This is a genomic window from Endozoicomonas sp. 8E (assembly GCF_032883915.1).
Lineage (GTDB): Bacteria > Pseudomonadota > Gammaproteobacteria > Pseudomonadales > Endozoicomonadaceae > Endozoicomonas_A.
Window position 1 is genome coordinate 57,501 of record NZ_CP120717.1, and the last position, 21,871, is coordinate 79,371.

At 44.3% G+C, this 21,871-nt stretch carries 15 protein-coding genes, 2 tRNA genes and 2 rRNA genes (1 of these 19 running past the window's edge); 10 read left to right on the forward strand and 9 right to left on the reverse strand.

Annotated elements, in window-relative coordinates; genetic code table 11:
• The 3 genes from P6910_RS00235 to P6910_RS00245 all read left to right on the forward strand — a co-directional run.
• Window positions 1-1,895: ribosomal RNA gene (locus P6910_RS00235) — 23S ribosomal RNA — on the forward strand (it extends 995 nt beyond the left edge of the window).
• A gap of 218 nt (window positions 1,896-2,113) precedes the next feature.
• Window positions 2,114-2,229 (forward strand): 5S ribosomal RNA (gene rrf, locus P6910_RS00240).
• Window positions 2,230-2,502: 273 nt separating this feature from the next.
• Window positions 2,503-3,315: a formate/nitrite transporter family protein gene (locus tag P6910_RS00245; RefSeq protein ID WP_317144287.1), complete on the forward strand. Its 813-nt coding sequence runs from the start codon at window positions 2,503-2,505 to the stop codon at window positions 3,313-3,315.
• Between the two features lie 118 nt (window positions 3,316-3,433).
• Here the strand turns inward: P6910_RS00245 and P6910_RS00250 are convergent, their stop codons facing one another.
• Both P6910_RS00250 and P6910_RS00255 read right to left on the reverse strand, forming a co-directional pair.
• Window positions 3,434-3,877, reverse strand: a complete 444-nt coding sequence (locus P6910_RS00250; protein WP_317144288.1) for a hypothetical protein — start codon at window positions 3,875-3,877, stop codon at window positions 3,434-3,436.
• Between the two features lie 518 nt (window positions 3,878-4,395).
• Window positions 4,396-6,165: a DEAD/DEAH box helicase gene (locus P6910_RS00255; RefSeq protein WP_317144289.1), complete on the reverse strand. Its 1,770-nt coding sequence runs from the start codon at window positions 6,163-6,165 to the stop codon at window positions 4,396-4,398.
• Between the two features lie 124 nt (window positions 6,166-6,289).
• On the opposite strand from P6910_RS00255, the gene P6910_RS00260 reads away from it, so the two are divergent.
• Window positions 6,290-6,949 (forward strand): XRE family transcriptional regulator, encoded by a 660-nt coding sequence (locus P6910_RS00260; protein WP_317144290.1) that lies wholly within the window; start codon window positions 6,290-6,292, stop codon window positions 6,947-6,949.
• Window positions 6,950-7,059: 110 nt separating this feature from the next.
• Here P6910_RS00260 and P6910_RS00265 read toward each other — a convergent pair.
• From P6910_RS00265 to P6910_RS00285, 5 genes are all read right to left on the reverse strand, one after another.
• A tRNA-Phe gene (locus P6910_RS00265) sits at window positions 7,060-7,135 on the reverse strand.
• 42 nt (window positions 7,136-7,177) lie between these two features.
• Window positions 7,178-7,253, reverse strand: a tRNA-Phe gene (locus P6910_RS00270).
• Window positions 7,254-7,399: 146 nt separating this feature from the next.
• Complete coding sequence (locus P6910_RS00275) at window positions 7,400-7,618, reverse strand: hypothetical protein (protein WP_317144291.1); 219 nt, start codon at window positions 7,616-7,618, stop codon at window positions 7,400-7,402.
• Window positions 7,619-7,638: 20 nt separating this feature from the next.
• Window positions 7,639-7,911 (reverse strand): oxidative damage protection protein, encoded by a 273-nt coding sequence (locus P6910_RS00280; RefSeq protein WP_317144292.1) that lies wholly within the window; start codon window positions 7,909-7,911, stop codon window positions 7,639-7,641.
• A gap of 56 nt (window positions 7,912-7,967) precedes the next feature.
• Complete coding sequence (locus tag P6910_RS00285; protein WP_317144293.1) at window positions 7,968-9,434, reverse strand: protein adenylyltransferase SelO; 1,467 nt, start codon at window positions 9,432-9,434, stop codon at window positions 7,968-7,970.
• A gap of 261 nt (window positions 9,435-9,695) precedes the next feature.
• Here P6910_RS00285 and P6910_RS00290 point away from each other — a divergent pair, with 261 nt between their 5' ends.
• On the forward strand, window positions 9,696-10,733 hold the full coding sequence (locus P6910_RS00290; RefSeq protein ID WP_317144294.1) for a hypothetical protein: 1,038 nt from the start codon (window positions 9,696-9,698) through the stop codon (window positions 10,731-10,733).
• An 84-nt stretch (window positions 10,734-10,817) separates the two neighbouring features.
• On the opposite strand, the gene P6910_RS00295 is transcribed toward P6910_RS00290, so the two are convergent.
• Window positions 10,818-11,732 (reverse strand): acyltransferase, encoded by a 915-nt coding sequence (locus tag P6910_RS00295; protein WP_317144295.1) that lies wholly within the window; start codon window positions 11,730-11,732, stop codon window positions 10,818-10,820.
• 81 nt (window positions 11,733-11,813) lie between these two features.
• Complete coding sequence (mutY, locus tag P6910_RS00300) at window positions 11,814-12,914, reverse strand: A/G-specific adenine glycosylase (protein WP_410493865.1); 1,101 nt, start codon at window positions 12,912-12,914, stop codon at window positions 11,814-11,816.
• A gap of 310 nt (window positions 12,915-13,224) precedes the next feature.
• Between mutY and P6910_RS00305 the strand changes: the two genes are divergently transcribed.
• The 5 genes from P6910_RS00305 (at window position 13,225) to P6910_RS00325 (ending at window position 21,690) form a co-directional block, all read left to right on the forward strand.
• Window positions 13,225-14,196 carry a TDT family transporter gene (locus P6910_RS00305; RefSeq protein WP_317144296.1) on the forward strand — a complete coding sequence of 324 codons (972 nt, stop codon included), beginning with the start codon at window positions 13,225-13,227 and terminating at the stop codon, window positions 14,194-14,196.
• Window positions 14,197-14,436: 240 nt separating this feature from the next.
• Window positions 14,437-16,521, forward strand: a complete 2,085-nt coding sequence (locus P6910_RS00310) for a hypothetical protein (RefSeq protein WP_317144297.1) — start codon at window positions 14,437-14,439, stop codon at window positions 16,519-16,521.
• A gap of 234 nt (window positions 16,522-16,755) precedes the next feature.
• The gene (locus tag P6910_RS00315) at window positions 16,756-18,828 is read left to right on the forward strand and encodes a hypothetical protein (RefSeq protein WP_317144298.1); all 2,073 of its coding nucleotides are present in this window, start codon (window positions 16,756-16,758) and stop codon (window positions 18,826-18,828) included.
• 221 nt (window positions 18,829-19,049) lie between these two features.
• A complete protein-coding gene (locus P6910_RS00320) occupies window positions 19,050-21,119 on the forward strand; it encodes a hypothetical protein (protein WP_317144299.1) in 2,070 nt (689 codons plus the stop codon).
• A gap of 154 nt (window positions 21,120-21,273) precedes the next feature.
• On the forward strand, window positions 21,274-21,690 hold the full coding sequence (locus P6910_RS00325; RefSeq protein ID WP_317144300.1) for an RING finger domain-containing protein: 417 nt from the start codon (window positions 21,274-21,276) through the stop codon (window positions 21,688-21,690).
• The last annotated feature ends 181 nt before the right edge of the window (window positions 21,691-21,871 follow it).

The window sequence follows — 21,871 nt, forward strand, 5'->3', positions numbered from 1 at the left end:
TCCCAAAGTAATAGTTAAGTGGGAAACGATGTGAGAAGGCCCAGACAGCCAGGAGGTTGGCTTAGAAGCAGCCACCCTTTAAAGAAAGCGTAATAGCTCACTGGTCGAGTCGGCTCGCGCGGAAGATGTAACGGGGCTCAAACTATTCACCGAAGCTACGGGCACCTGCTTTGCAGGTGCGGTAGAGGAGCGTTCTGTAAGCCGTTGAAGGTCAATCGGGAGGTTGGCTGGAGGTATCAGAAGTGCGAATGCTGACATGAGTAACGATAAAGGGAGTGAGAGGCTCCCTCGCCGGAAGACCAAGGGTTCCTGCGCAACGCTAATCGGCGCAGGGTGAGTCGGCCCCTAAGGTGAGGTCGAAAGACGTAATCGATGGGAAACAGGTTAATATTCCTGTACCCCTTTTGACTGCGATGGAGTGACGGAGAAGGCTAGGCCGGCAGGGCGATGGTTGTCCCTGTTTAAGGTCGTAGGCTGTGGACTCAGGCAAATCCGGGTTCACCAAGCCGAGAACTGATGACGAACCCACCAAGGTGGGGAAGTGGTTGATGCCAGGCTTCCAGGAAAAACTTCTAAGCGTCAGGTCAAAAGGGACCGTACCCGAAACCGACACAGGTGGTCAGGTAGAGAATACCAAGGCGCTTGAGAGAACTTGGGTGAAGGAACTAGGCAAAATGGCACCGTAACTTCGGGAGAAGGTGCGCCGCTGCCGGTGACGGGACTTGCTCCCTGAGCTGGCGGCGGTCGAAGATACCAGGTGGCTGCGACTGTTTATTAAAAACACAGCACTGTGCTAACACGTAAGTGGACGTATACGGTGTGACGCCTGCCCGGTGCTCGAAGGTTAATTGATGGGGTTATCTTAGGAGAAGCTCTTGATCGAAGCCCGAGTAAACGGCGGCCGTAACTATAACGGTCCTAAGGTAGCGAAATTCCTTGTCGGGTAAGTTCCGACCTGCACGAATGGCGTAACGATGGCCACGCTGTCTCCACCCAAGACTCAGTGAAATTGAAATCGCTGTTAAGATGCAGTGTATCCGCGGCTAGACGGAAAGACCCCGTGAACCTTTACTACAGCTTCACAGTGGATCTTGATGTTGCTTGTGTAGGATAGGTGGGAGGCTTGGAAGTGTGAACGCCAGTTTGCATGGAGCCAACCTTGAAATACCACCCTGGCAATATTGAGGTTCTAACCCAGGTCCTTTATCAGGATCGGGGACATTGTGTGGTGGGTAGTTTGACTGGGGCGGTCTCCTCCCAAAGAGTAACGGAGGAGCACGAAGGTTGGCTAAGCACGGTCGGACATCGTGCGGTTAGTGTAATGGTACAAGCCAGCTTGACTGCGAGAGGTACATCTCGAGCAGGTACGAAAGTAGGTCATAGTGATCCGGTGGTTCTGAATGGAAGGGCCATCGCTCAACGGATAAAAGGTACTCCGGGGATAACAGGCTGATACCGCCCAAGAGTTCACATCGACGGCGGTGTTTGGCACCTCGATGTCGGCTCATCACATCCTGGGGCTGAAGCCGGTCCCAAGGGTATGGCTGTTCGCCATTTAAAGTGGTACGCGAGCTGGGTTTAGAACGTCGTGAGACAGTTCGGTCCCTATCTGCCGTGGACGTTGGAAGTTTGAGGAGAGCTGCTCCTAGTACGAGAGGACCGGAGTGGACGAACCACTGGTGTTCGGGTTGTGTCGCCAGACGCATTGCCCGGTAGCTAAGTTCGGACGGGATAACCGCTGAAAGCATCTAAGCGGGAAGCCCCCTTCAAGATGAGACTTCCCTGGCCGCAAGGCCCATAAGAGACGTTGAAGACGACGACGTTGATAGGCGGGGTGTGTAAGCGTTGTGAGGCGTTGAGCTAACCCGTACTAATGACTCGAGAGGCTTGATCATATAACGCCAAAGCGATTTGCGCAGCGCAGCTGCCAGCAAAAGCTGGAAGCCTGAAGCTGGAAGCTTGAAGCCGTACACAGTGAAACGAGAGTGTTGAGCAAGAAGAAACGACACAGCTTAAAAAGAGATTTGGATTCCAGAGCCTTCCGCTTGCGACGAACAGCTTCAAGCCTCCAGCTTCAAGCTTCCAGCTCAAAAGCAAGGTTCGACCAGTTTTGCCTGGTGACCATAGAGTGTTGGAACCACCCGATCCCATCCCGAACTCGGAAGTGAAACGACACATCGCCGATGGTAGTGTGGGGCTTCCCCATGTGAGAGTAGGTCATCGCCAGGCATTGAATAAAGCAAAACCCCAGTTGAGAGATCGACTGGGGTTTTTGTTTAATCGTATCCCATTACTATCAACAACTTTTTCCATCTTTGGTGCACGCTCACAAAAAAATGCACCGATTCACTTCTTTCCCATCAACTATTTTCTTCAGGTGTTTGCCATCCTGTAAATAGTTAATATATTAAAAATCAAAATGTTAAGTGATAAATCAAAAGACAGGCATCTTTTTTGCTGCGCAGGACTCGACGAATAATAAAAGTAGCGAGATGGAACTATATGGCTTATATCGAACCCGATCAGTTTGTCAAAAAAATGGTGGACTCCGGTGAGTCCAAGATCTTCATGTCAACCAAAGATACCTTTATTCGAGCCTTCATGGCAGGAGCTATTCTGGGACTGGCGGCTATCTTTGCCATTACAGTGACTATCAATACTGGCTCACCGCTGATCGGCGCTCTGCTGTTCCCGATTGGTTTTATCATGCTGTATCTCATGAAATTTGACTTGTTGACTGGCGTTTTCACCCTGGTTCCTCTGGCGTTAATTGATAAACGACCCGGTGTGGATATGCGTGGGCTTCTGAGGAATTGGGGACTGGTATTTCTGGGGAATTTTGCCGGAGCATTGACAACTGCTTTCTTTGTGTCGTTTATTTTGACCTATGGCTACAGCATTGATGGTGGAGCCATAGCTGCGAAAGTCTCCGCCATTGGTGAGTCGAGAACATTGGGCTATCAGGAGCATGGTCTTGCAGGCTGGTTAACGATTTTTGTTCGGGGAATGCTCTGTAACTGGATGGTATCCATGGGGGTTGTCGGCGCCATGATCTCAACGTCTGCAGGTGCAAAAATGGTGGCCATGTGGATGCCCATTATGCTGTTTTTCTTCATGGGCTTCGAGCACTCTATTGTCAATATGTTCCTTTTCCCCTTCTCAATGATCATGGGTGGTGAATTTACTGTGATGGATTACCTGATCTGGAATGAACTGCCTACCGCTCTGGGGAATCTGGTAGGAGGTTTCCTTCTGGTTGGCCTGCCACTTTATTTGACCCATGTAAGAACCAGCCCGGAGCGAGGACTGGCTTAAACGGAGTGACTACCTTTCTTACATAGAGAGGTAGTCACAAATGTTGTGTTGAGAAAAACGAAGAGAACGGAAGGCATTTTACTTTTCCTGTCAGATAGCGTTACGTGGCGGCTCAGGTTTATTGTTGGCTGCAGGGCTCTGTGACCGCAACGCTCTCAAGAAAATCCATGATAGTCTGAACATCCTCCAGTTCACCTTCTTCATTCCAGAGTACTGCGATGGAACCTGTCCGGAAGCTCACCCTGACAGCGGAAGCAGGTAATCTGGAGAGCTTTTCAGAGCCGACTCTAGTGTTTACAGGCCAGCGTCCATCGGCTTTTTCCAATACGATAACGGGATCATTATCTTCAGTTAAAGACACAGTGGAATACTCAAGCCATGGGCCCTGCTCGATATTGATAGATCCAGGTAAACTTTCTTTGTCGTTTATTTCCCGACAGGTAAAGCCAGACAGGATGGCTTTGTTTCTAAGCTTCATACGACGCCTGTCTGACTTGGAAGGCAGGAGCCACATGAAGTTACCAATAATAATCAGAGCAATGAGTGCGATGATCCAGATCATGTCATTATTCTACTGTAGCGTTTTTCTTCTACCTGCCATGAAAAGCATTTGGATTTTTCGGTTACAGGTTTGATAACCCAATACTAATGCCCGTAGCAAATGGCTATGGGCAAGGATAGTACCATAAGGAATTAAAAGAAGTTACTGACCAGCAGCAGGACTGATTTGTACCTATGATCAGTAAGTCTCACCTGTGTTCTGTACCACCGACAGAAGCGATTAAATCAGATTCATGAGCTTGATAATAGATTGATGTCTCTACAATTACTCCAGCTGTGAGCCCTATCAGCGGATCTGATTCATCAGCAATTCCCGCTCAGTTTAATTGCATATTTTTTAAGCTACTTTAAAAGTCTTCTACAGCCCATGAAAACCGGACGCCGTAGGGGGCTTCCTAAATCATGAACATATTTGAAGTAAAAAAGTCTGCAAGCACCAATTCTGAAATTCCTCTGTAGCCCTTTAAAATCAAGGGTTTTATGCTTGAGCGGGAATTGCTGAGAGTATGAGGTGGCGGGTTACTCGGCCTCATAAGCCTTTCGGTAATGACCCTCATAATCAAAGAGCTTATCAACGACCGACCAGTAGTGTTTCTCTTTTCTGGCAATCACGAAGTCTGGCTTGCGAAATTTCTTTTGTTGACTGATAACAGAGTCGACTGACTTTGCCCTGAAGGGCTCAGCACGATTAATCAGGGCATGTTTGCCAAAGTGATGATAAAAAGCACCTTGTTGAGCAGCAGTGTCCAGACGGAAATACTCACTGACTTCAGCACCATCTTCATCGTAGTAGGTGATTTTGATTCTGGGGTTATTTCTTGCGGAGTCAGATTCCATCGTCATACCTGAACAACGAAGCACCATACAGTCTTTCAGGTTAAGGGCATCTCGCAGTTTTTGATCCGGATCAACCAGTGTTTTTCGGCATTGATGACATTTTCTCGCGGCAATGTCGTTTTCTGCACCGCATTCTTGACACTCCTTGAAACGATAGCGGAAATCGCATTGAACGATTTGACCTTCAAACGTTTCAACGCCCTGACAACGGCGACCATAGTGCTCGATCAGATCACCGTCATCATCGACGATGCCCCAGAAGCTGTTCTCATGGCCACAGGCAGGGCAGGAAACTGTCACGGGGACGGATTGGGAGTCTGGCTTTGGACTGCCTACTTCAGGGCTGAACAGATCATAGCGATTACCGGCAAAATCTATAATCAGACAATCTTTCTTGCCTTCTGCCAGACGAAGCCCACGGCCCACAATCTGCTGATAAAGGCTGACAGATTCGGTGGGGCGAAGAATAGCGATCAGATCAACATGGGGGGCGTCGAAGCCAGTGGTTAAGACCGAAACGTTGACCAGATATTTGATCTTCTGAGCCTTGAAAGCCTGAATCAGGTTATCACGCTCCTGAGTAACCGTTTCACCAATGATCAAAGCAGATTCAGATTCTGGCAGATAGCCCATTATTTCCCGGGCATGATCCACGGTAGAAGCGAAGATCATGATACCTTTTCTGTTTTCCGACGCTTTCAGAACCTGATTGGTGATCTGTTGTGTTGCCCGCCCTTTGCCTTTCAGCAGCGTGTTCAGATCAGCTTCGCTGTAGCGACCAAAACGGTCCCTTGATAAAAGACTAAAGTCGTAAAAAACAACAGGGGCATCAATCAGGGTTGCCGGTGTCAGATAGTTGTTTTTGATCATGTACGACAAGGGAAGTTCATAAATACAGCTTTTGAAAAATCGCTTTTCTGCCGTTCTCAGGGTGCCTTTTTGGTTTCCGGGCAGGTAATGCTGATAAATCCAGCCCATGCCAAGCCGGTAGGGCGTTGCCGTTAATCCCAGTATTTTCAGCTTTGGATTGAGCTTTTGAAGGTACTCAATAATCTTGTGATAACTGGAGGTTTTTTCCATAGAAACCCGATGACATTCATCTATGACCAGCAGCGTGAAGTGCTCGTCATTAAACTGATCCAGATTTCTAACGACAGATTGGACACTGCCAAATACAACCTGCTCACTGGCCTCTCTCCTGCCTAGCCCGGCACTGAATATGGAAGCTTTCAGCTCATAGCTTTCATATTTGACATGATTCTGTTCAACCAGCTCTTTGACATGAGCCAGAACCAGGACCCGGCCACGGGCAATGCGCCCCAGCTCACTGATGACCAGACTCTTGCCAGCACCTGTGGGCAGTACCACAAGGACTGGGTCGTCACTGTTGCGAAAGTGCTGTATCACTCTGGAAACAGCGTCTTGTTGATAAGGGCGTAGCTGGAAAGTCATTGGCTGATTATATCGGTCCTTTGCTGAAGGCTGAACAGCAGGCCTCTTTTTTATCAGTGTACGTTTAATCAGATCTGCTGTTGTATAATTTTTCTTTTATTCTTATTTCAGGACAAAGCAGAGTATGGCAAACGCTTTCGCGCATCGATTCCAGTTGATAGTTGATCGTCTGGCAAAGGGAAACAAAAAGCAGTTTGCCGAAATGACAGGCAAATCTGCCTCTCACATCTATAAAATCTGTCGGGGTACAAGCCGCCCTTCCATGACCTATCTGGAAAGTCTCTATGATGAGTTTCGAGTTGACCTGAACTGGCTGCTAACAGGCGATCAAAACGACAGTGGACAAATCTCTGATACTACAGAAAGTAAAGAAATTGTCTTCGCTCCTATGTTTGATGTACAAGCTAGTGCCGGAATGGGCTCTGTTGTTCAGGGTGAAGAAGTCAGCGAATATTTTGCTTTTAATAAAACCTTTCTGAGCCGACAACTGGGCGTTTCCGGTGAAAGTCTGGCATTTGTCACCATCAGCGGTGACAGTATGCTGCCCACCTTTCAGGATGGCGATCAGGTATTGGTGGATCTGTCCCGGAGATCAGTCCAGTGTGAAGCTGTTTACCTTATTCAAACCGAAGATGGTTTGATGGCCAAACGGGTAAAACAGGTGCAGCATGAACTGAAAATAACCAGTGATAACCTTGAATATCCCTGTTGGAATATGGATCTGAAAAAGGTGGAAGAGAATCCAGTTGTAGGCAAGGTCATCTGGTGTGCCAGGGCGGTCTGAGTAACGTTCCAGAGGTACACATATTAATATGTAAATTTTTTTCGGCGCACAATAAAACTGCCCACTGGCAAATAAAAAAGGGTTACGATCTCTCGTAACCCTTTGATATATGGTGCCTAGGGGCGGAATCGAACCACCGACACGCGGATTTTCAATCCGCTGCTCTACCAACTGAGCTACCCAGGCCAGACTGCTTTTTCGACTTAATAGCACCATCGTGAAGATCGATGGTGCCTAGGGGCGGAATCGAACCACCGACACGCGGATTTTCAATCCGCTGCTCTACCAACTGAGCTACCCAGGCGTTTCATGCAATCATGTGCGAGGCGTATTAAACGGATTTCATCTCTCTGAGTCAAGTCGGGTACAACGATTTTCCACCTTTTGAACAAAAAAATTGGTGTGGATCAACAGATTAGAGACGTAACGCGGCAGACAGAGCTTGCTTTGTCATTGAAAAACGACATAGTCTGCCAATTCTTCCAGAGATTCCAGCTCAGCTATTTCCTCAATCGGTGCCTGCCCTTTTTCTTCCTTGTAAGTCTGATAGGCCCGGGTATCTACAACAATGTCGCCATTTTCTTCCTGAAAGAGGACGGAGTGGTCGCTGATAGCAGAGAGGATCTGCTTCTTTTTGTTGTTAGAGATGGAAATGTCTTTGATGTTCATGGTAGAGGCTCCCAATCAGTTTACTTCTGCTCAGGCACAAAACCATCGGCGGTATCATAATCTTCACCAGCGAAAAATTTTTCCATCTGTTCGGTCAGGTATTTGCGGGTTTCAGGGTCCAGCAAGTTGAGGTGTTTCTCGTTAATCAGGCGAGTCTGGTGGGCTTGCCATTCACTCCAGGCTGCCTGGGAAACGTTCTCATAAACCCACTGGCCTTTGGGTCCGGGCAGAGGTGGTACAGCGAGACCTTCGGCTTCTTTTTTGAGTTTTACACAATGTACGGTACGGGCCATGGGTATCCTCATTCTCTTAATCAGTAACAGGTTGGAATGGTATAGCAAACTATCCGTCAGGACGAGCAGCTGACTTCCAGCTTTTTACCCCACTCAGGGGGCTTTTGAGCATAATGTTCCAGATCAGGGTGCTCATCATAGGGTGACTGCAACACTGTCATCAGTTGTTCAATCTCGCTGTAATCCCCTTTTTCTGCTTTCTCGATAGCAGCCTGGGCGAGATAGTTTCGCAGAATGTATTTGGGGTTAATTTGCTTCATACGTTGATGGCGCAGCTGTTCTGACTCCGAGTTTTGACACACTCTTTCATCATAGTGTTGCAGCCATTGTGCGAGCGGCTCAGGTTCGCTGCATAAAGCAATGAATGCGGATACTCCCTGACCCACATGGTAATCAGACAAGGTTCGGAAAAACAGGGTGTAGTCCAGATGTTGTTCATGGAGCAACTGCAGAAGATCCTTGATCAGATCTGAGTCTTCAGGGTCTTCTTCCAGGAGTCCCAGCTTTTTACTCATCAATGACAGGTATCTGGCTGAGTAAAGTGCGGGATAGGTGTCCAGTATTTTTTGCAGAGCAGATACATCGTCGAGCAGAGGCACCAGAGTCTTTGCCAGTCGGCTGCAGTTCCAGTAACCGATATCAGGTTGCTGGCTGAAGGCATAGCGACCGGAGTGATCAGAGTGGTTACAGATATAGTGCCAGTTGAAATCATCCTGAAAGCCGAAGGGCCCGTAATCAAAAGTTTCGCCGAGGATACTCATGTTGTCAGTGTTCATCACCCCATGAGCAAAACCGTTAGCTTGCCAAAGGGCAATCATTTCAGTGGTTTTCTCTACCACTGTTTTGAAAAATAAACTGTATTTGTCGTTTTTATCGGAGCAGTCGGGAAAGTAGTTCTGAATGGTAAATTCGGCCAGAGTTTCAAGGGCATCGTATTGATTGCTGTAGTAGAAATACTCAAAGTGACCGAAACGAATATGAGTTTTTGCCAGTCGCAGCAGGGTAGATCCGCGTTCCTCAGTTTCACGGTAAACCGGAGTGTCGCTGGTCACCACGCAAAGGGCGCGGGTGGTTGGGATACCCAGGTGAAACAGAGCCTCAGAGGCCAGGTATTCTCGAATGCAGGAACGTAGAACGGCTCGACCATCTCCAAATCGGGAATAGGGCGTCATACCTGCCCCTTTCAAGTGGAGATCCCAGCTTTCACCCTGTTTATTGGTCACTTCCCCAAGAAGCAAGCCTCGTCCGTCACCCAGCTGTGGGTTATAGCTGCCAAACTGATGTCCGGAGTAGATCATTGCCAGGGGATCGGAATCTTCCAGAGTTTTTAAGCCTCCACCCACCTGGGTCAACTGTTCTTTGCAGGTGTCACTCAGCTCAAGATCTAACAGATCAGCGGCTTTCTGACTGACGGCTACCAGCTTTGGATTATCCAGAGGCGTGGCCTGAAGACGGGTGTAGAACACGTCTGGCAGCTGGCCAAAGCGGTTATTAAAGTTGAGCTGATCCAGGCTTGTTCTCATTCAGGTATTTTCCATACATCAGAGGGCGGAAATGCCACCACTCCCTACGACAGCATTGCTACGAATACCTTAGTATTTTACTAGGAAATCGCCTTGTAGGGGAGAGCTGTTCAGAAATGCTTAATATAAAAAACGTCGACTCCAGAGACGAGACTCCAGAAAGAGCAGGAAGCATTTGTCAGATGGCGGTTGGCACATAAAGTTTGAACTTTCTTCAAAAAATACAGTCCAAATACTATCAATCATATTTTTTGGATTAACATGAAAACCACAATAAAAATTTTAATGATCGGCTTGTTGCTCGAGCTTATGGCAATGTCTTCAACTATTCAGGCATTTGATCGGGTATCCTGTAACTCCAGAAGTATTCAGGATTGTGTATTTGATATTTCAAATTCTCTCGGTATTGAGAATTATGAAGCTTGTGAGTTGAAAAGCCTTAATTTTGAAAAAGGCTCTGTCACTAAAGATGGTTTCTATTCTTTAATATGCCCCTCTGACAGATTTTTTTTAAAAGAGTTACGAAATAGCAATTATCAAGAAAACACACTTGTTGATAACTACTTATCCACAAACTGCTTATCTGAATTTTGCTCAATGTTAGTAAAACCAGTGAGAGAGGTTTCCCTTTTAAGCGATTCAGTACCCCTTTATTACTCTGTCTTTCCTTATGTTGAAGGAAAAACATTAAGTACAATAAAAGAAAAAATGTATTCAAATGGTTTAGATCGAAAAAAATTAAACATATTGTATAGAAAAATTGGAATGACTCTCGGTACTTTGCATAGCTCAGGGATAATCAATAAATATGGTGAAAGCAATTTTATTTTATTGAAATCGCGCTTAGTTCATGGGGATTTGCATAGCTCAAATATAATCGTCAAATCTGATAGTTCTGTGCTCTTTGTAGATACAGATGGTTTATACAAATCAGTAAAATCACCACAGCAGATAGTTATTGATATTAACACAGTGATACTTCAAGTTTTACCGGGGTCGGTGTTATTACTTGATGACCCTGATTTATCTGATTGGATAAGTGCTTTTCCAGAGTTCATTACTAATTTTATAGATGGCTACTGTAGTTTATTTACTGAAACCCAATATAACGAATGTAATTCTAAAGTAAGAAAGCAAATGGTTTCGTTTTTGAGAACTGTATATCAGTCACTTTTGACAAAGGATGATTCTGAATCAGAGGATGAATCAGAGGCTGTTGCTTACATAAATGCATACGTTCTGGAAAGTAGACTTGGAAAGTTGCTTTCGTCACATATTGAAAGCAAGCGTAAACTCTAGGCCAAAAAGAATTTTTTGGCCTCGGAGTCAGAATGAAGGCTGGTTAGGTACTTATGTTTTATTTTTTACCCGTTTCAACGATTGTCATTTAACACCACCTTCCTGACGATGACTCATTTCCAGTATGAGCTGATCTTTCTCTACCCAGAGATGATTAACCCATGCCTGAAAGTCATTTCGAAATTCAGCATCCTGCTGGTAGCTTCGACCTATGAAGGATTCCGGGATGGTTTGTTGTTCAAAATGGATACTGACGCTTGTAATTCGACCACACAGGAAGTCCCAGAAGCCCAGCTGGTCTTTTTGATGATAAACAATGGTGATATTCAAAAGGGTTCTCACCTGCTCACCCAGTGCTCCGATGACGTAGCTGATACCGCCAGCACGAGGGTTCAGCAAATGTTTGAAGGGTGATGACTGCTTTTGGTGCTTTGCTTTGCTAAAACGGGTGCCTTCAAGGTAATTGACGATGGATACCGGCATGGTTTTGAATTTTTCGCAGGCTTTAAGGGTATTTTCCAGATCTTTGCCACGTTTTTCCGGGTGCTTTTCAAGATAGGCTTTGCTGTAACGCTTCATAAACGGGAAGTCGAGAGCCCACCAACAGAGACCTATGACCGGAACGAAGATCAGCTCCTGTTTGAGAAAAAACTTCATCAGGGGGATTTTTCTGTTGAGCAGATGTTGCATCAGCAAAATATCAGCCCAGCTTTGATGGTTGGCAGTGACCAGGTAATAGCCATTGGGGTTCAGATCTTTCAGGCCGCTTATATTCAGATGAGTTCCTGATAGTGCTCTGATCCAGAGAGAGTTGATGCTGATCCACAGCTCCGCCAAAGAGTGGGCTATACGTCCCATAAGGCGACGAAAGCTTTTTAGAGGGACGATGAGTTTTAAGAGAGAAAAACAGAGCAGCGGCAGGCTGAGCAAAAGGGTGTTGATGATCAAAAGGGAGACAGATAAACACCCTGTGACGTATTCTTTAAATCTACGGATCATGTCGGACTTGGCATTGTTTCATTGGGGGTGCGTAGTTTAACTCGAAACTTTTTTCAACTCTAACCCGGTAATTTCAGCCTCCTATAGGCTCCTCCTGATTTTACTTAACAGTTTGCTGACCGGAGCTGCCAGCCCCAGCTTGGACGGTTGATCAGGTTGAAACCAGTGCCATCGATCGCCATCCGCTACAGCAGAGGCTCTGGCAGTAAAGGATTTGATCGGGGTGATATCCAGGTGATAATGGCTGAATGTGTGTCGAAATGACGGCCACTCTTCAAAATCTTGCAGACTCAATCCGGTCATGTTTTGAGCAGCTTCAGGCAGCACCTCGTCGATCTGGATTTCCGGAAACCCCCAAAGTCCTCCCCAAATACCCGTAGGGGGTCTTTTTTCCAATAGAACCTCTCCAAACTCGTTGATGACCATTAACATTCTTACTGATCGTTCCGGCTTGTCTTTTTTAGGTTTGGGCTCTGGGTAGCGGGTTTCTTCCCCAGCTTTATGGGCCAGACAATTCTGCTCTAACGGGCAAATCAGACAGGAAGGTTTGGTTCGGGTACAAATCATAGCGCCCAGATCCATCATCGCCTGAGTGTAATCAGCATTGCGATGATGTGGGGTATACTCTTCAGCAATACGCCAGAGTTGTTTTGCGACAGCGGACTGTCCGGTCCAGCCAGTAGTGGCCTGATAACGGGCCAGAACCCTTTTGACATTGCCATCCAGGATTGGAGCACGAATACCCATACTGATAGACGCTATCGCTCCGGCAGTGGATAAACCGATCCCGGGTAACTGAGTTAATTCATCAACAGAACGGGGAAACTCACCGGCAAAAGTGTCCATGACCATTTTTGCTGCCTTGTGCAGGTTTCTGGCTCTGCTGTAATACCCCAGCCCACTCCATAAATGCAGCACATCATCGATTTCCGCTGAAGCCAGGTCTGAAACCTTGGGAAATCGCGCCATAAAGTTTTCAAAGTACGGAATAACGGTAGCGACCTGGGTCTGCTGTAGCATGACTTCGCTGATCCATACCCGGTAAGGATTGATGTTTTTCTGCCATGGCAGGTTCTTGCGTCCATGACCATCAAACCATTGGAGCACTTGCTGGCTGAAGGCTTCATTATTGCTATCTGGCGACATAAAGGGGAGTCTGGGGTTGAAAATTGAGTCGTGCATTCTACTATGAAAAGTGCAATGAAATGCCGCCGAATCTGATTTTAAAGAGTTTTTGTATCTGCTTGCACTGCGAAGAGGGAAACATGAACTTCTTTACTTTAACCCGATCATTTTTCTGTTGTGGGCTGTTTTTAGCTGAAGTGTATGGCCTCCTCAAGTATAAGATTTACTGATCATAATTATTTAAAAGTTTGAATTTTATTATTCTTTAAACAGGTTATTTTATTCATATACCTTTATAAAAGCTGCTCAAACAGCCATGTGCTTAAAAAGCCATGTGCGATGACAGACACTCTCGGTAATAAGCAAGATGAATAAGACTGCAAATCCAGGTCGCACAGCTGGCTTGGTAACAAGACTAAGCCGTGTTCCCACTCCCCTTGGAGGCTTGGCTTTAGGTATTGCCAGCCTTGGCGCTGCCTGGTCTCTCGTCATGCCAGATCAGTCCCAGGGGCTGAAGTTAACCGCTGCTGTTATCGCCGCTATCCTCGTCTTCAAGGTGATGCTGAAGTTTATTTTGCACCCGCATTTGATTCGTGAAGATCTTTCACACCCTGTCATCAGCAGTGTTATGCCAACCTGCGCCATGGCGACTATGGTGATCGCCTCGGCACTCATGCCCGTTTCCGAAGTTGCGGCACGGTTTCTTTGGCTCGTAGCTGTGCTGACTCATCTGATATTGCTGGCAGGCTTTGTGACTCACAGGATTCGGGACTTTGATATTGAGCATATGGTGCCCAGTTGGTTCGTACCTCCCGTTGGTATTATAGTGGCTGCGGTCACCAGTACGGGTATGGGCTTTGAGTCGCTGGTCAGGGTGTTGTTTATCTTTGGAATGTTCTGCTATTTCGTAAAGCTGCCTATCATGTTCTATCGACTGATCTTCAAGAACACTATTCCTGATGCAGCGCTGCCTACTTTTGCCATTATGGGGGCTCCGGCCAGTCTGTCTCTGGCGGGATACCTGACCATCACTGATAACCCCAGCCTGATTATGATCAGTATTCTGACGCCACTGGCTATTTTTATGACGGCAATGGTATACATGGCTTTCATTAAACTGCTCAGATTGCCATTTTCACCGGGCTATGCAGCCTTCACCTTTCCAATGGTGATTGGTGCCACAGCGCTGCTTAAGCTGGAGAGCAAGGTAAATGGTGTCTTTGCTGATCTCTTTTTTCAGCTGGGGCTCATTGAACTCTGGGTGGCTACCGCCATTGTGACTTATGTCGTTATTCGCTATACCCTCTTTTACCTGAAGCCCAGCCCACAAATGGCATAACCTGAACAGAAAATGACTGGCTTGATCCTTGTATTCTGCCAGTCTTTTTTCAGGAGTATACTTATGATCCTCTCTCAACGATCAACTTCTGGAGTGTATTCTGGTTTGGCTGTTAATCCCCGTAGACTGTTATCAAACACGAAAGCTGTCATTACTGGCATGGTTGTGGAATTTTTTTGGAATATAACAGTCTAAAACATAAGTAGCTGAGAAAATTAAATACGGTCAATGGAGTGACCTATGAATATAAACACTACCAGAACAAATACTCACGTGCTCTATGAAAGCAGTCTTGCTAAAGAAGATGTTGATGAGAGTTTTGATTCAGAGCAGAGAGAAGTCAAGAGCTTCTCAAAAAAACGATGGGCTCAAGATAAATCCTCTGCATTGATAAAGCGGATACGAGGGCTCGGTTGTATTCTGACAGATTGTTGTCATCGAAAGGCTAGTCAGAGTATTCCCGAGAGAAAAGTTTGCCATTGGGTTACCACTGATGGTTTTGAGGCCCTGGATGAAGCAAGAGACAGAGTGAGTGAGACGTTTACCGCAGAGGAAGTGGCTAAACGTTTTCGAAATACTATTGAAAACCTTATACATACGCTGCGATACGACGAAATCGCAATGGAATATCATGAAGATGATCAAAGAGAAAAAGTAACAGGAATTTTCATCGACTTTATTTTATGCCAGGAAGGTCTGGTTCATGATCGGTGTTTTACTGTTGAAAGCAGTGCCGATAAATATGTGGCGGGTAAAACCATGAGCCAGGAGCGGATTAAAGAGATAGAGTCTTGCCTGAATGTTATTTTTACCGAACAGGCAGCAGAGGCATCAAAATTTGATAAGTCCAGCTTACGTTATAGCCTGGGTGACATGCTGGTTGATTATCTAAACAAAAAAGAGAAGGTACCGGATGATGTTACCCCAAAGATTAAGGTTACACATGATTTTCATATTTATGAGATTACTTACAAGAAATTGCTGAAAGAGATATATCCATTTTTTCAAACCCTTCTTGCTGGAAAAGGCTTTTTTTCTGAGTTAGGTTTGGTGTTTAATTGTGCCGCAAAATACAGACAGGAATTGATTGATAGTGCTTGTGTACCGTGTAAAACCGGCAATTTGTTAACTATTGGTCTGCGCCTTAGCAAAAGTGATGTGAGAGAGTATTTTAATCGACATGTTATGGATGTTATTTTTTCCGGACGCTGTGATGGTATTGTCAGTGCTATGTTTGATAGCTGTTCTCTAACTGACAATGAAGCGGAACCAGCAAACAGACCAAACCTTAAATTGGGTGAAGAACTTGAATATGATGTAAAAAATAAATTTTCCCGTACACAAGGTCGGCTTTGTAATGGTTTTTCATCTCGACTCAAAGAAAAAGGGATGGTTTTGCAAGCTTCCAATGACAAACGTGGTCCACACTTTGGCTTTGATAATAGCTTTACCGTAGTCTCTTTTTATGACTCAGAGGATTGGTTTGAAATAAACTGCACGCCTTATCATACTGATGATCAACGCGCAAAACTATCATTTCAGAAGGTCATTGAAGCTACTGACTCAATGCGCAAGGAAGGATTGATTGATTATAGCTCCGGGCATAAACACGTTGATGCTATGAGTGCCACTGAGGGTGATACCAGCGTGCTTCTGGCGATGGAGTCTGAGATCCAGCGAAATCCTTTTTTGCTGAGAGCGTTTGGAAATAATGATCGTATCCTGGAGGACGATGAGGCTAGATGGTATAAAACATTTGCTGATTACAATCCAGACACAAAACCTTTTGCCGTAAAGCGGTTAAATAGAATCATTGACCGATATAATAAAAAAATAGAAGAAAATTATACTGAAAAGCCAAGCCATAAAGTGAGCACTGATTCGGAAAACAAAGACAGACTTGAAGAATTTGCGCATTTTTATAGCCAACTTGTTCATATGACGACTATACAAAAGGGAATTGGTTTCATTGGTGGCGATATAATGGGAAAGTTTATGGCTATGTCTTTGTTGCATATTACCGGAGCAAGTGGAGTCAACAAGTTATCTACGCTGGAGTTTCGTTTTTTCCGTTGCCCGAAATCAGTACAGGAAATTGAGTTGATTAATCAATTCTTACAAGCCTGGTTTCAATACATTCATCAGTGCAGGAAAGATAAAATTCCTTTGCAGCCTGTCCCTGAAGATATTCAATCCTCTAAAGACTACACGGCAGCTGAAGTTCAGCTAAAAACCATTGATTACCTCAGTAAACTAGGGCTGAATCCGGAGCATTATCGCTGTTTTTGGGGCGAAGTAAGAGATATTCCGTCAGCGACCGATTGAATGTAAAACTCAGGTTGAGTACTTATAGTGTCATTTTTAATGCTGGCACTATGGTAATTGGCCCACAACCCCTTGATTTACTTCACTTCTTCTGAATCATTCCATCCCGGTCATCAGCCTCATGCAGCAGGCCAGCACTGAGTAATATGAATCATCGTTCTGGAATTTTTTTACAAATTAATAGTCTAAAGCACTAGAGCATTAAAGAATTAAATCTGTTCAATAGAGGGATTTATGGATATAAATACAACAAAAACAGATAGTTACGAATTTCATAAAAGCGGCCTTGCTGAAAAGACTGATGAAAGTTTTGATTCAGAACAGATAGTTTTCAAAAGTTTTTCAATAAAGCTACAGGTTGAGGATACATCTTCCGCACCGGTAGAGAAGGTACGAGGGCTCGGCACTATTGCGCCGGGTTTCGGCCATCAGATTGCCAATCAAACTATTCCTGAGCGAAAAGTTTCCCATTGGGTTGCTTCTGATGATTGTGAGGCCATAAATGCAGCCGAAGTCAGCGAGACGTTTACCCCAGAGGAAGTGGCTGGGCATTTCCGAGCTACCATTGAAAACCTCAGGCATTCACCGATAAACGAAAAAATCACAAGGGAAAGCTATGAATATAATCAAACAAACGAATTAACAGAGATTTTTATCGATTTTATTTTATGTCGGGAAGGTCTGGTCCATGATCGGTGTTTTACTGTTGAATGCAGCCCTGATAAATACGTGGCGGGTAAAACCATGAGTCAGGGGCGGGTTGAAGAGATAAAGTCTTTCCTGAATGCTATTTTTAGCGAATGGGAAGCAGAGGGATCGAAAACTTATTGGCCAAGAGTACATTATGGTTTGGAGGACATGCTGGTTGATTATCTTAAAAAAAAGGAAAACGTACAGGATGATGTTGCGCCAAAGATTGTGTCCTCTGGTAACTTTTGGCATAAAATCAGGTTCGAGAAATTACTGAAGGAGATATATCCATTTTTTCAAATCCTTCTTGATGGCAGAGGCTTTTTTTCTGAGTTCGGTGTTGTCTTTAATTTTTTCGTAAAATTCAAGCAGGAACTGGTTGATAGTGCGCGTGAACCTTGTAGAACTAACAAGTTAATCATCGCTCTGCGCGAGAACAGAAGTCATATGAGAGAGTATTTTAATCGACATGTTCTGGATGTTATTTTTTCCGGGCACTGTGATGGCATTGTTAATGCCATGTTTAGTGACTCCTCTTTTGGGACTGACAATGAAGCGAAGCCGTCAAACAGATCAAAACTTAAATTGGGTGAAGAGCTTGAATATGATATTAAAAATGACCTTTCCCGTACACGGGGTCGGCTTTGTAATATTTTCTCATCTCTACTAAAAGAAAAAGGGATGAGTGATCAGGCTATCGCTGACCAACGTGGTGTGCACTATGGTTTTGATGATCGCTTTACCGTAGTCTCTTTTTATGACTCGTCGGCGTGGTTTGAAATAAATTGTACGCCTTACCATCCTGATGATGAACGCGCGAAATTATCTTTTGAGAAGGTGATTGAAGTGATTGATTCAATGCGTAACAAAGGATTGATTGATTATAGTTCCGGGCATAAACACGTCGATGCCTTGAGTGCTACTCAGGGTGATGCCGGTGTGCTTTTGGCGATGGAGTCTGAGATCCAGCGAAATCCTTTTTTGCTGAGGGCGTTTGGAAATAATGATCGTATCCTGCAAAAAAATGAAGCCAGATGGTACAAAACATTTGCTGATTACAATCCGGACACAAAACCATTTGCCGTAAAGCGGTTAAATAGAATCATTGACCTATACAATAAAAAAATAGAAGAAAATCATACTGGAAAGCCAGGCCATAAAGGGAGCACTGATTGGGAAAAAAAAGAGAGACTTGAGCAATTTGCCCATTTCTACAGCCAGCTTGTTCATATGACGACTATACAGAAGGGGCTTGGTTATATTGATGTTGATATTATGGAAAAGTATATGGCTATGTCTTTGTTGCATATCACCGGAGCAAACAGAGTCAACAAATTATCAACGCTGGAATTTCGTTTTTTCCGCTGCCCGAAAACAGTACAGGAAATTGACTTGATTAACCAATTTTTACAAGCCTGGTTTGGCTACATTCATCAGTGCAGAAAGGATAAAATTCCTTTGCAGCCTGTCCCGGAAGATATTAAATCCTGCAAAGACTATACGGCAGCTGAAGTTCAGCTGAAAACCATAGAATACCTCAGTAAATTAGGGCTGAATCCGGAAGAGTATCGCTGCTTTTGGGGTGAAGTAAGGGATAATCCTTCAGCGCCTGATTGAATGCAAAGCTCAGGTTATGAATTTTAAAGTCAGTTTTAATGCTGGCGTGAGGGTTCAACCCCTTCATTTATTTCACCTCTGCTGAATCATTCCATCTCGATCAACAGCCTCACGTAGCGGGTCAGCGAGTAATATTAATCATCGTTCCGGAATTTTTTCAGAAATTAATAGTCTAATGCACTCAAGCTTTAAAGAATTTAATGTGTTCAATAGAGGGATTTATGAATACAAACACCACCAAAACAGATACTTACGGATTTCATAAAAGCAGCCCCGTTGAAAAGACTGATGAAAGTTTTGATTCAGAACAGAAAGTATCCAAAAGTTTTTCAAGAAAGCTAAAGTTTGAGGATACATCCTCCGCACCGCTTGAGAAGATACGAGAGCTTGGCTCTATTGCGCCAGGCTGCAGCCATACGATTGCCAATCAGACTATTCTCGAGCGAAAAGTTTCCCACTGGGTTACTTCTGATGATTGTGAAGCCATAAATGTAGCCAGAGTCAACGGGACGTTTACCGCTGAGGAAGTGGCTGAGCGTTTCCGGACTAGCATTGAAAACCTTATACATTCAGTGATATACAAAAAAATCACAAGTGAAGGCTATGAATACGATCATGTAGACGTATTAACAGAGATTTTTATCGATTTTATATTATGTCAGGAAGGTCTGGTCCATGATCGGGCTTTTACTCTTGAAAGCAGCCCCGATAAATACGTGGCGGGTAAAACCATGAGCCAGGAGCGGGCTGCAGAGATAGAGTCTTTCCTGAATGCTATTTTTACCGATTGGGCAATAGAGGAATCAAAAGCTTATAAGCCCAGAATGCGTTATGGTCTGGAGGAAATGCTGGTTGATTATCTTAAAAAAAAGGAAAACGAACTGGATGATGTTACCCCAAAGATTGTGTCTTTTGATAACTCTTGGCATGAAATCAGGTTCGAGAGATTACTAAAGCAGACATATCCATTTTTCGTAATCCTTCTTAATGGAGAAGGCCTTTTTACTGAGTTCTGTATCATCTTTAAATTTGTCGTAAAATTCAGGCAGGAACTGGTTGATAGTGCACGTAAACCTTGTAGAGCCAATCAGTTAATCATTGGTCTGCGCGAGAACAGAAGTAATATGAGAGAGTATTTTAATCGACATGTTATGGATGTTATTTTTTCCCGGCGCTGTGATGGTATTGTCAATGCCATGTTTGATGACTCCTGTTTTGGGATTGACAATGAAGCGAAGCCGTCAAACAGATTAAACCTTAAATTGGGTGAAGAGCTTGAATATGATGTTAAAAATGAAGATTCGGATACAGAGGGTCGACTTTGTAATATTTTTTCATCTCTACTAAATGAAACAGGAATGAGTAGTCGCACTATTGACAGACGTGGTATACGCCATGGTTTTGATGATCGTTTTACCGTAGTCTCTTTTTATGACTCGTTGAAGTGGTTTGAAATAAATTGCACGCCTTACCATCCTGATGATGAACGCGCGAAATTATCTTTTGAGAAGGTGATTGAAGTGATTGATTCAATGCGTAACTTAGGATGGATTGACTATAGCTCCGGGCATAAACACGTCGATGCCTTGAGTGCTACCCAGGGTGATACTGGTGTACTTCTGGCGATGGAGTCTGAGGTCCAGCGAAATCCTTTTTTGTTGAGGGCGTTTGGAAATAATGATCGTATCCTGCAGAGAAATGAAGCTCAATGGTACAAAACATTTGCTGATTACAATCCAGACACAAAACCATTTGCCGTAGAGCGGTTAAACAGGATCATTGAACGATACAATAAAAAAATAGAAGAAAATCATACTGAAAAGCCAAACCATAAAGGGAGCACTCATTCAGAAAAAAAAGAGAGGCTAGAGCAATTTGCACATTTTTATAGCCAGCTTGTTCATATGACGACTATACAAAAGGGACTTGGTCCTATTGATTCCCATGTAATGCAAAAGTACATGGCTATGTCTTTGTTGCATATTACCGGAGCACACAGAGTCAACAGGTTATCAACGCTGGAATTTCGTTTTTTCCGTTGCCCGAAAACGGTACAGGAAATTGAATTGATTAATCAATTTTTACAAGCCTGGTTTGGCTACATTCATCAGTGCAGAAAGGATAAAATTCCTTTGCAGCCTGTCCCTGAAGATATTAAATCCTGCAAAGACTATACGGCAGCTGAAGTTCAGCTTAAAACCATTGAATACCTCAGTAAATTAGGGCTGAATCCGGAGGAGTATCGCTGCTTTTGGGGTGAAGTAAGGGATATTCCGTCAGCGACCGATTGAATGTAAAACTCAGGTTATGAGCTTTAAAGTCAGTTTTAATGCTGGTGTGGGGGTTGTTGGCCCCAAGCCCCTTCAGTTATTTCACCTTTGCCGAATCATTCTATCCGATTTATGCTTATACTTAAGGGCATTTTCAGAATCATATGAGAGAGTCATGAAGCTAATTGCCTGTTTTTTACCTCTCTATCTGGTTAGTACAGTATTGTATTCAGATGAACACTGTCTTATATGCAAAAAAAATCTGGCCAGCAATGATAAAAAAGTTTTACTTTGTCAGCATACTTTTCATGAAAGCTGTTACGATGTTTTAGCGGAACATGGTCACGTCGATTGCCCAAAATGCTCAGGCTTTATTGATGAACCATATAATGGTGCTCTTCATTTGATTCATTCCTGTTCTACTAATAGTCTGATACAGTCCTTAACTGCCAGTGTTCAGCAAACTAATTCTGAACTTGAACTCGTTAGAAATGAGTTACGACAGGAAAAAACTCAGCTTGATAACTTAACAATCGGTCTCTGTTCAATGTTTATTTTTGGGGTTGTTGTATTATATTGTGTTCGAAGATGAGGGGTAGCGCTTGCAATTATTGTTTGAATTTAGATAAGAACGCTCCCCGGTTGTTGGATGAAGTAAGGGATATTCCGTCAGCGACCGATTGAATGCAAAACTCAGGTTATGAACTTTAAAGTCTGTTTTAACGCTGGTGTGGGGGTTATTGGCCCCGAGCCCTTTCAGTTATTTCACCTTT